This window comes from Halorubrum sp. CGM5_25_10-8B (genome assembly GCF_005435095.1).
Classification (GTDB): Archaea; Halobacteriota; Halobacteria; order Halobacteriales; family Haloferacaceae; genus Halorubrum; species Halorubrum ezzemoulense.
Window position 1 is genome coordinate 18,963 of the sequence record NZ_SGTY01000026.1, and the last position, 9,442, is coordinate 28,404.

Below are 9,442 nucleotides of genomic sequence, written 5' to 3' on the forward strand. Positions count from 1 at the left end.
AGACGAACTATCGCAACCACTCGTTAGCGGTTTCTGCTTTAGCGTTTCTAAAACAGTTTGAGAAACTGGCAGTTCTACGTTTTACCCCACGAAGGAGACTTTCGACGCTGTTTCGATTTCCATGTCGTTCGTATCTAAAATCGGAACTTCCCAACCGGCGTGAGAGGCGGAGCTAAAGCGTCGCTCTGATTGAGGAAGATGTCCGGTTCAGAAGTGTGTTAGAGCTCCCTGGACCGGACGGTGTCCTTTCGGCAGCAGATGTCAAAGATGTAGCGGCCGACGTAATTGGCCAGCTTCCACTCCACGGAATCGAGGGCTCGCCCCTTGATTCCGGTGATGTCTGGCCTGTCGTCACCATGGCCAGCGTCAACCAATCGTCCGTTTGGGAGGTCACATCCCAAACGGACGATACTCCTTGCGACGATGCTGTCATGGACTGGCTTCACACGCTTCAACGTGAGAAGCTCGAAATGGCGGCAAACATCCTGTTTCGACATCTCGCCCTGACGATTCTCGACCCTGACCGGTCGAGAATCGTCTCCACCGACTTCGTCGATAACCCATATCATGGCCCTCCTGACGAGGAAGACGGCGAACTCTGTACAACGAATCCCAAAGATGGAACGACAACATGCCACCGCTATTGTACCGCTTACCTCGTCTCGAACGGGAAGCCAGTGACGCTGGCGCTGACCTACGTCCGCAGCGACGAGAAGGAGGCCGACGCGGTCGAGCGTGTCCTCGACCGCGTCGCCGCCTATCCCTTCGAGATAGACCTCCTACTTGCTGACCGTGGCTTCTACGATGAACGGGTGATTCGTCACGCACGCGACCTAGCGACGACGGTGATCTCTGTCAAAGAGAAGGGTGAGCGCATGAAGGACAAACTCGCCACGCACTGCTCGTACATGACGACCTATCGCATGTACAAGGGACGCGAGCGGGAACTGCGCTTCCCGCTCACTGTCTCTGTCTCATACCAGAACGGTGACCGAGACAAACATGGCGAGGTCGTTCGAGGATACGTGGCGTGCGATCTGGCCGATCGCACGCCCACGCAGGTCGAACGCCGCTACCGGAAACGCTCGGCGATAGAAACCAGCTATCGGCTGTTTCGCCAAGCGCGAGCAACAACAACGACAAAGGACCCAATCGTCCGGTTTGGGTTCGTGATCGTAAGCTTCCTGCTAGAGAACCTGTGGCTCGTGCTACGATGGGCGGTCGTCGCCCGCCCGCGGCAGGGCGGGCGCGACCTGCCCGAGCAGTTCACGTTCACGACGTTCTGTGACTGGATTCGCCACGAGCTGGAAGCAAGTTAGAGCGGCGGTGGGAGATTGAGATGAACAGTGTGGGCGTCCCCGACGCATACGCTCCGGCCGCGGGCTGACGGCCAGCCCGCGGCCTCGGGCCAGCGAGTCGTCAGCAACAGCACTCGTCAGAAACCGCTTCAACAACCGCTCTCATCACTGTCTCTGTCCAATCCAGATCGATGTTTCGATTCAATCAGCTACCGCTCCGAGATTGAACGGCTCATACCGATTCAACTCGGCTTCCGAATCCTCGATTGGGAAGTACCGAAAATCGAGGTCATGTTCGTCACAAGCTCGGTTAGGTGGAACCGCGCCATCAACGAGAAAGATCGCGTCATCAGCAGGGGTACGCGGGGTGTTTCTCATATACGGTATTCTTGATAGATTCCCTCAATACACTATATGACAATCGGACAGTCGTTATCTACTTATTACGGGGAAGTAGATAGTGTGGTAGTAATGCTGGAGAAAATCTACTCGACAAGCGGGGACCCCGTTAGGTTTCTCCCCTACGATAATTTAGGCCATTGTCTTGACGTAGGATGTGGGAATGGTCGAATCAGCGAGAATATATACGAACGTTGTGATGAATTGGTATCTATTGAGGTGGATCCCCAACGACTCAGAGAAGCCGCAACAAAACACCTCGGTTCTTTCTGTTTGGCTGATGGCTGTCACTTACCGTTTGAAGACAACACATTTGATACAGTAATATCCTACACCGTTATTGAACACATCCCAGAGTCTAACAACTACCAATTCCTAAGTGAAATCAAGAGAGTCCTCAAAAACCAAGGAATTGCATATCTCGTGAATGATTCATTAATGTATCGAATTTTACGCAAGAGCCGGCTTCTTTACCCAACAAGGGGACCTGATCCCACGCATGTAAATATGGTTAGACCACGCACTCTCGTTCATAGGTTACAACAGGTTGGATTTGAGATCGAGATGTGGCATTCCACGCCAGTGTCGCACTTTGTGGAGAATGAGCGCCTTGCGCGGTTTCTATCTGACTTCGGAACAAAAGGCCACGTTGTGGTAAAAAAGAGTGAGTAATTACACTCGGTGAATCTGTCGTCGCCCACAAGTTCATATCTCTGGGTACAGCCAGAATTCCCGGCCGTGGAGTAATTCTAGTAATATTGTCACTTCTCCGAGTTTCACAGTTTTGTGAGACTATCGTACAGTTCCTCGAAGTTCTTTACCATCGTTTCGAGACTGAACGAGGCTACTGCCCGCTCGTGGGCGGCAGCGGCATGCTCGCCAGCCAACGCCGAATCAGCGAGATATTGTACGATGGCCTGTGCCAGTGCCCCGGTATCGCCGACTGGGACGTGTGTCCCGTGGATACTGTCTTCGATCAGTTCCGAACAGCCATCGACGGGGGTCGTCACGATTGGTAATTCAGCACACATCGCCTCCAGAAGCGCACCAGGTAGTCCTTCAAAATACGATGGAAACGCAAACACGTCGAACAGTGCCAGCAACTCCGGAATGTCATTGCGCCGTCCCAGGAGGTGGACAGAATCTCCATACCCGAGTCGGTTTGCTTGCTCACGGAGCTGATTGTATTCAGGCCCATCGCCGACGAGAACCAGTTGTGCACTGTCGGAATAGGCACGGATCGAAGGCCACGCAGCAATCAGGTCGTGGTGTCCTTTCCGTGGAATGAGCCGTCCGACAGTTCCGACGACCGGTCCCTCAGAGAGGCCCAGACGATTGCGATATCCGTCGGGGACTGGCTGATCGTAGCGATCTACGTCCCGACCATTATGAATCACCGAAACACGATCTGGCGGCGCGCCACGGGACGTGATCCATTCTGCACCAGCCTCGGAGTTCGAGACGATGGCATCAGAAAATCTCAAAGTTACCCGATCGACCCACTCACGATGTCGTGGTCGATCGTCGGGAACCGCCCGAACTCCGGTTATTACAGTCGTCTCGGGACTGGCGAGGCCAGCCAGCCGTGTAAGCGTATTGTCGAAGAATAAAAAACTCTGGAGAAGTGGCGGTCGTTCCCGACGGATTTCCTGGATAAATTGGATCGGAGATCGAATGTCAGCTTTCGATTGAGCACCGAGTGATCGGATAGGCACGTCCTCTGGAACAGTCTCGGCCAGCGGACCTGGCTCTGCGATAGTCCAGATGATCGGATCGAATCTGTCGTCAAGCCTCGACACTAGATCTACCAGTGTTCGTTCGGCACCGCCGACCGCGAGCGTCCCGATAAGATACCACACTGGTGTGGGATCGTCACTACTGCTGTGGGGCACGGCTCAAATTGTGTCCGCACCCAAATTATGCCTACCGTTTCCGCCAGATAAGTAAGCGACCACTATATTCCGAGGACACGTACCTATCCAGTCACGCTCTCCAGCCTATGTATGAATGTTGTCTACCAAGTTCGTGCGGATGGTGCTCATCAGGATCGCGACCGAAGTCTCAACGAGAAAAGTATCTAGGACAGATATGTCAATATACAAGATAGAGTATGTAGAGTCGAATCTGAACTACAGATATTAATTCCTCTTTTCAAATAGAATAATATTTGTTAACGATACCAAACAAAATGAAGGGTATTCAGTCTGCCCATGATGAGTCTTATAAGACCGCCACGATACGATAGTAACGATGATCGAAGGCGTCGAAACCCGTGACCTTCAAGTCAACACCGACGAACGCGGACACCTAGTTGAAATGTTCCGCGAGGACTGGAACGAGTACGACCCGGAACCCGCTATGTCCTATTACTCGATGAGCTATCCGGGAGTAATCCGAGCGTGGCACCGACATAACCGCGGCCAGATCGACCATTTCGTCTGCCCCCAAGGCCGTATCAAGGTCGGCGTGTACGACGACCGCGACGACTCGCCGACACAAGGCGAAGTGAACACCTTCGTTATCGGCGAACACAACCAGCAGGTCGTCCGAATCCCCGGCGCGTGCTGGCACGGGTTCAAGGTGATCGGCAACGAACAGGCGCTTCTCGTGAACTTCCCGACGAACCTCTACGACTACGAGGATCCCGACGAAGAGCGACTGCCACACGATACCGACGAAATCCCCCTCGACTGGGAGACTGAACCCCACGAATGAAGGGCGTCCTCCTCGCCGGTGGGACCGGCTCGCGCCTGCGTCCCATCACGCACACGGGTCCGAAACAACTTGTTCCGGTCGCGAACAAGCCGGTGATCCAGTACGCGATCGAAGACCTCCGCGAAGCAGGAATCACGGAGATCGGTGTCGTCCTCGGCAACAAGGGTCGCGAGGCAATCCAATCGTTCCTCGGCGACGGAAGCAAGTTCGGTGTCGAAATCACCTACATCGTCCAAGGCCGACCCTTGGGGCTCGCCCACGCGGTCGGCTGTGCGGAATCGTTCGTCGACGACGACGACTTCGTCGTCTACCTCGGCGACAACATGCTCAAGCGCGGCATCGTCGACGTCGTCGACGGGTTCTGTGCTGGTGAGTTTGATGCCGGAATCGCCCTCCAGGAAGTCGACAATCCGACGCAGTTCGGGATCGCGGATGTCGACGAAGCCGGCAGGGTCACTCGGCTCATCGAGAAGCCGGATGATCCTCCTTCGAATCTTGCCCTCATCGGAATCTACGTGTTCACGCCACAGATCTTCGATGCGATCGAGGCGATTGAACCCTCCTGGCGCGGCGAACTCGAGATCACCGACGCGATTCAACATCTGCTCGACGACGGCGGCGCGATCGACTCGCAAGTTGTTGAAGGCTGGTGGAAAGACACCGGGAAGCCGGAGGACGTACTCGAAGCGAACCGACTGGTCCTCGAGGATCTCGAAGCGACACGAGCCGGCTCTATCGACACGGACGCCAAAGTCGAGGGGCGGGTTGACCTCGCAGAATCCTCGCAGATCGAATCGGGTGCGGTCGTCCGCGGACCCGTGTCGATAGCCGAGAACACGACCATCGAACCGGGCACGTACGTCGGGCCATACACCGCGGTCGGCGCGAACTCCACGATCCGAAACGCCCACATCGAGAACAGCGTCGTGGTCGGGGACACCGATATCACGACGAGCGGGCGGATCATCGATAGCTTGATCGGTCGCGGAGCCGCGATCGGAAGCGCCGAAGGCCGGCTCCCGGAAGGTCGCCGACTCGTGGTTGGCGAGAACTCACAACTCGAACTGTAACCATGCGTGTCATTACCCTCGAATGTCCGGAATGCGGCACCGTCGTCGCCGCGAACGAAATCGAAGACAATCGGATCATGAAGTGTCCCGGCAACGACTGTGAATCCGTCCTCCGATTCGATGATCTCCCGGAAGACGACCGGTCGTTCTATCTGAAGAACAGAGAGCAGTATCGACTCTAAAGCAGATCCGCGAGGTCCTCGGCGAGCGTCGACTGGGGACGATCGAGCGCTTCCTCGACTGCCGCCGTATCGAGACACGTGTACCGCGGTCGTTCCGCGTCGCGATCAATGTCGTTCATCGAACTCTCCGTGAGCGCCGCGTTCTTGAACCCGGCTTCCTCGACGATCAGTCCGCCAAACTCGTAGGGCGTGACACAGGATCGGCTCGCGACGTTGAACGTTCCCTTCTGATCGGTTTCGAGGAGATTCAACAAAGTCTTCGCAGTCGCTTTTGCGTACGAGGGCGAGACTCGCTGGTCGGTGAACAACGGGATCTCGTCTCCTTTGCGTGCCTTCTCAAGCACCCATGCCGGGAAGCCCGATATCGATCCGTCCGGTGGTAACCGACCGTACACGAACGACAGGCGGGCGATTAGTGGATCCGAATGTGCGTCCTGAACACGTCGCTCTCCCGCGAGTTTCGACTCGCCGTACTCCTGTTTCGGGTCGGGTTCGGCCGTTTCCGAATAGGGAGCAGTCTCCTCGCCGCTAAAGACGTAATCCGTCGAGGTGTGAACAAGTGTGGCGTCGACGCTGTCAGCGGCCCGCGCCACGTGTTCGGCCCCATCCGCGTTGACCGCGTGCGCTTGCTCGGGATCGGTCTCACATCCATCCACGTCCGTCATCGCCGCGCAGTTGACGATCGCGTCAGGATCGACTTCGTTGACAAGTTCGTTTACCGCAGTCGATGAGGTAATATCGATCTGGTGGCTCGGACAGTCAAATCCCGGATCCACCGAATGATATGCGGTAATAACTGATTCGTTTCGATCGAGTGCGACCGACGTGACGTTTCCACCCAATAATCCCCCCGCACCTACGACGAGTACCCGCATGCGGACCGGTCTGATAGATAGTGATTTATATGTGACGACACACCCCTCAAATCAATGCGTGTACTCGTGACTGGAGGTGCCGGATTCATCGGCTCGAACTTCGTCCACTACCTCCTGGAAGCGACGGATCATAACGTTACAACGCTCGATTCGCTCACCTACGCTGGGACGACCGAGAATCTCTCTGAGGTTCTCGATCACGAGCGGCACCGGTTCGTCGAGGGAGACATTAGAGACGAAGCACTCATCGACGATCTCGTTGAGGACTGTGACGTGATCGTCAACTTCGCCGCCGAATCGCACGTCGACAGGTCCATCCAAGACGCCGAACCCTTTGTCTCGACGAACGTCGACGGAACACGAACGCTACTCGATGCCGCGCTGGAACACGATCTCGATTCTTTCGTCCAGATCTCGACGGACGAGGTGTACGGCACGATCGAATCCGGAAGCGTGGATGAGGACGCTCCGCTCGATCCCAGAAACCCCTACTCGGCGACGAAAGCGAGTGCTGACCTCCTCGCATTGAGTTATTACACGACGCATGATCTTCCGGTCATCGTGACGCGGTCGTCGAACAACTACGGTCCTCATCAGCACCGTGAGAAACTTATTCCGAAGTTCATCACACGCGCGGCAGCCGGTGAGACACTCCCCGTGTACGGCGACGGCTCGAATGTTCGTGAGTGGCTGTACGTCGAGGATAACTGTCGGGCGATTATGACGGTTCTTGAAAACGGCACCCCGGGAGAGGTGTACAATATCGGAAGCGGAACGGAGCTGACGAACATCGACGTCACCGAACGAATCATCGAGATGGCGGATGGCTCGGAAGATCAGATCGAATTTGTCGAAGATCGCCCCGGTCACGATCAACGATACTCCCTTGACGCGACCAAACTTCGATCGCTGGGATGGGAGCCGGAACGGAGCTTCGAGGACGGGTTAGCAGAGACCGTCGAACACTATCTCTAACTTTCCTTCAGGAGAGTACTAGCTCGTTGGTTTGGCGTAGACCACTATCGTAACGCGGTCGTGGGGAGAGTGGCGTCACGTGATGAGTTCTTTCAGCCAGTCATCGAGTTGCGGCACACATGTCCACACTACAGCCCTCTGGCTCCCCTGATGAGAGGAAGAGTACATTTCGTGTGCTTTCACTCGGTGTGCTCGGCGATCTCCGTCTGCGTCTCTAAGAGATCGCCGAATCGAGATCAAGTTCGTACTCGTAGTACTGCCTACCGCTCAGCCCCTTGTTCTGCTCGTGGCATCAAAGGAACCCCAGCATGTGGAGGGCCGAGAGGTGGTCTTGGATGCGCTTCAGCGTCGATCGCGGGCCTCCGGCTTCTCGACGATTCCCGCTACGTGCCCCGTCTCGTCCGCCGAACACGCCGATCATCGCCGCGGTTACAGGCGAGATTGCCCCGGCCGCGAGCACGACGTCAGTCTTTAGCGGCCTCTCTACACAGATCTACAGACAAACGATACGTGTAAACCGTCTGTCTTGGTAGTTGATATCTATGCCACTAGGCGACGAACACGACAGATGGATCGCAGATGACGAGTGGCGGACGATTGTCGCGAACGTCCCGCTCGTCTCGGTTGATCTTGTGATTGAACACGATGGAGGTGTCATCCTCGGCAAACGGGAGAACGAGCCCGCAAAAGGTGAGTGGTTTGTGCCCGGTGGGACGGTATTAAAAAATGAATCTCGCACTGATGCGGTCCACCGCGTAGCCAAAGACGAACTCGGTGAATCCGTTGTCATTGAAGATTGTCTCGGCACCTATGAACACTTCTACGAGACGGCTGACGTCGATGGCGTCGACTCAAAACACTACCTCGCAACCGGGTACCGCTGTCACTTCACATGCGACAATCCAGATATCGTCAGCGACGAGCAACATAGCGATTTCCAAGTCTTTCACCCACCCTTCGAGAATCTCCATCCGTACGTTGAGCAGTATCTCAACGATCGCTAGCCCACACTATCACTGATCTGACTCAGATCCTCTCCACGCACTCTCTACCGCCGATTCTCTTTTGGCCCTACCTTTTTTAAGCTCGTTAGCAGCCGTGTCTCAACCTCTTCAGCGTCGGCGGCGAGGTTGCGAAGAAGCGCGACGACGGCAGCATCGACAATTCGCACATCGTTGAGGCTGAAGAATGTGACCGTTCGCTCGCGCGCGTGGCAGCATCGTCCAGCAGCGTGTTCGCGTCCTCCAGGTAGTTGATCTCGTCCCACACGACGCGGTGCGTCCCACCGATGCGATCGAACTGTCGGTACAGCCCGTCGAACGCGTCGCCGGTCCCGAGTCCCCGCTCCGAGAATCGGCTGGCGCGCACGAAAAACTGCCCGTCGACGAGACTGCGAACCACGGTTCCGACCACCGACGAGAGTACCCAAGAACGCCTCGTGGGCAGCGACTACTCGCCGACGCTGTTGAGCGCACTATTCAATTCGAAGCACTCGCGGACGACGTCGCTGTCCGCGACCCGATACCGGCGTGGTGACGTGTTCGGAACGTCCTCGATGAGTTCGACCTCACACAAGAGGTCGGTGTAGTTGCCAACGGTCTGGCGCGTGACGCCGGCGTGTGCTGCGAGTTCGGTTTTGTTGAACTCACGATTTGGCGGGAGATCAAGCAACGCGTCGACGAGAATCGGGATCGCATCGTGCTGCGTGAGGTAGAGCCACCCGCTTGGGTGCTCTTTCCGAAGTTCCTTTGTCGCCCCGCGGTCGTCCGCGTGATCCATACTGCTCATACAGTGAGACTCCATCTGTGGGTATAAGCGTTCTCACCAACGTTAACGGTCATTAAGAGTCTTCGTGTAAGAAGGAGAACCGAAGAGCATCATTGGAAGTGACTCCACTATACTGGAGATCGACTGTGCCCCCCCCGGAC

Annotated in this window: 10 protein-coding genes and 4 pseudogenes; 7 read left to right on the plus strand and 7 right to left on the minus strand. The window is 56.0% G+C overall.

Annotated features, from left to right (window positions below; genetic code table 11):
- Positions 1-7: 7 nt before the first annotated feature.
- Positions 8-142 (minus strand): annotated as a pseudogene (locus tag EXE51_RS16260) (IS6 family transposase); the annotation flags it as partial.
- Between the two features lie 73 nt (positions 143-215).
- Here EXE51_RS16260 and EXE51_RS16265 point away from each other — a divergent pair.
- Positions 216-1,387 (plus strand): annotated as a pseudogene (locus EXE51_RS16265) (ISH3 family transposase).
- Between the two features lie 184 nt (positions 1,388-1,571).
- Here EXE51_RS16265 and EXE51_RS16270 read toward each other — a convergent pair.
- Positions 1,572-1,649: pseudogene (locus tag EXE51_RS16270) on the minus strand (IS6 family transposase); the annotation flags it as partial.
- Between the two features lie 120 nt (positions 1,650-1,769).
- On the opposite strand from EXE51_RS16270, the gene EXE51_RS16275 reads away from it, so the two are divergent.
- Complete coding sequence (locus EXE51_RS16275; RefSeq protein ID WP_158413910.1) at positions 1,770-2,369, plus strand: class I SAM-dependent methyltransferase; 600 nt, start codon at positions 1,770-1,772, stop codon at positions 2,367-2,369.
- A 104-nt stretch (positions 2,370-2,473) separates the two neighbouring features.
- Here the strand turns inward: EXE51_RS16275 and EXE51_RS16280 are convergent, their stop codons facing one another.
- Positions 2,474-3,589, minus strand: coding sequence for a glycosyltransferase (locus EXE51_RS16280; protein ID WP_199234072.1), 1,116 nt, complete (start codon positions 3,587-3,589; stop codon positions 2,474-2,476).
- Positions 3,590-3,947: 358 nt separating this feature from the next.
- Between EXE51_RS16280 and EXE51_RS16285 the strand changes: the two genes are divergently transcribed.
- The 3 genes from EXE51_RS16285 to EXE51_RS16295 are packed head-to-tail and all read left to right on the plus strand — an operon-like array spanning position 3,948 to position 5,664.
- Positions 3,948-4,412 carry a dTDP-4-dehydrorhamnose 3,5-epimerase family protein gene (locus EXE51_RS16285; protein WP_137693081.1) on the plus strand — a complete coding sequence of 155 codons (465 nt, stop codon included), beginning with the start codon at positions 3,948-3,950 and terminating at the stop codon, positions 4,410-4,412.
- Complete coding sequence (locus EXE51_RS16290) at positions 4,409-5,482, plus strand: glucose-1-phosphate thymidylyltransferase (RefSeq protein ID WP_137693082.1); 1,074 nt, start codon at positions 4,409-4,411, stop codon at positions 5,480-5,482. Before EXE51_RS16285 ends, EXE51_RS16290 begins: the two co-directional genes overlap by 4 nt.
- 2 nt (positions 5,483-5,484) lie before the next feature.
- A complete protein-coding gene (locus EXE51_RS16295; protein ID WP_137693083.1) occupies positions 5,485-5,664 on the plus strand; it encodes a hypothetical protein in 180 nt (59 codons plus the stop codon).
- Here EXE51_RS16295 and rfbD read toward each other — a convergent pair.
- Positions 5,661-6,539 carry a dTDP-4-dehydrorhamnose reductase gene (gene rfbD / locus EXE51_RS16300; RefSeq protein WP_137693084.1) on the minus strand — a complete coding sequence of 293 codons (879 nt, stop codon included), beginning with the start codon at positions 6,537-6,539 and terminating at the stop codon, positions 5,661-5,663. The two genes, EXE51_RS16295 and rfbD, sit on opposite strands and share 4 nt — an antisense overlap.
- A 54-nt stretch (positions 6,540-6,593) precedes the next feature.
- Here rfbD and rfbB point away from each other — a divergent pair, with 54 nt between their 5' ends.
- Entirely contained in the window at positions 6,594-7,514 is a 921-nt protein-coding gene (gene rfbB, locus EXE51_RS16305; protein WP_137693085.1) for a dTDP-glucose 4,6-dehydratase, read from the plus strand.
- A gap of 179 nt (positions 7,515-7,693) precedes the next feature.
- On the opposite strand, the pseudogene EXE51_RS18275 reads toward rfbB, so the two are convergent.
- Positions 7,694-7,872, minus strand: a pseudogene (locus EXE51_RS18275) (cell division control protein Cdc6); the annotation flags it as partial.
- Positions 7,873-8,056: 184 nt separating this feature from the next.
- On the opposite strand from EXE51_RS18275, the gene EXE51_RS16315 reads away from it, so the two are divergent.
- Positions 8,057-8,518, plus strand: a complete 462-nt coding sequence (locus EXE51_RS16315; RefSeq protein WP_137693086.1) for an NUDIX domain-containing protein — start codon at positions 8,057-8,059, stop codon at positions 8,516-8,518.
- 85 nt (positions 8,519-8,603) lie between these two features.
- Here EXE51_RS16315 and EXE51_RS18035 read toward each other — a convergent pair whose 3' ends face one another.
- Complete coding sequence (locus tag EXE51_RS18035) at positions 8,604-8,915, minus strand: hypothetical protein (RefSeq protein WP_241990654.1); 312 nt, start codon at positions 8,913-8,915, stop codon at positions 8,604-8,606.
- A 48-nt stretch (positions 8,916-8,963) separates the two neighbouring features.
- Positions 8,964-9,302 (minus strand): hypothetical protein, encoded by a 339-nt coding sequence (locus EXE51_RS16325; RefSeq protein ID WP_199234073.1) that lies wholly within the window; start codon positions 9,300-9,302, stop codon positions 8,964-8,966.
- Positions 9,303-9,442: the final 140 nt, after the last annotated feature.

Excerpts from the sequence above, each read along its gene's own strand:
- EXE51_RS16275 (WP_158413910.1), top strand. The coding sequence starts at position 1,770 with ATGCTGGAGAAAATCTACTCGACAAGCGGGGACCCCGTTAGGTTTCTC.
- EXE51_RS16285 (WP_137693081.1), top strand. The coding sequence starts at position 3,948 with ATGATCGAAGGCGTCGAAACCCGTGACCTTCAAGTCAACACCGACGAA.
- EXE51_RS16290 (WP_137693082.1), top strand. The coding sequence starts at position 4,409 with ATGAAGGGCGTCCTCCTCGCCGGTGGGACCGGCTCGCGCCTGCGTCCC.
- EXE51_RS16295 (WP_137693083.1), top strand. The coding sequence starts at position 5,485 with ATGCGTGTCATTACCCTCGAATGTCCGGAATGCGGCACCGTCGTCGCC.
- rfbD (WP_137693084.1), bottom strand. The coding sequence starts at position 6,539 with ATGCGGGTACTCGTCGTAGGTGCGGGGGGATTATTGGGTGGAAACGTC.
- rfbB (WP_137693085.1), top strand. The coding sequence starts at position 6,594 with ATGCGTGTACTCGTGACTGGAGGTGCCGGATTCATCGGCTCGAACTTC.
- EXE51_RS16315 (WP_137693086.1), top strand. The coding sequence starts at position 8,057 with ATGCCACTAGGCGACGAACACGACAGATGGATCGCAGATGACGAGTGG.
- EXE51_RS16325 (WP_199234073.1), bottom strand. The coding sequence starts at position 9,302 with ATGAGCAGTATGGATCACGCGGACGACCGCGGGGCGACAAAGGAACTT.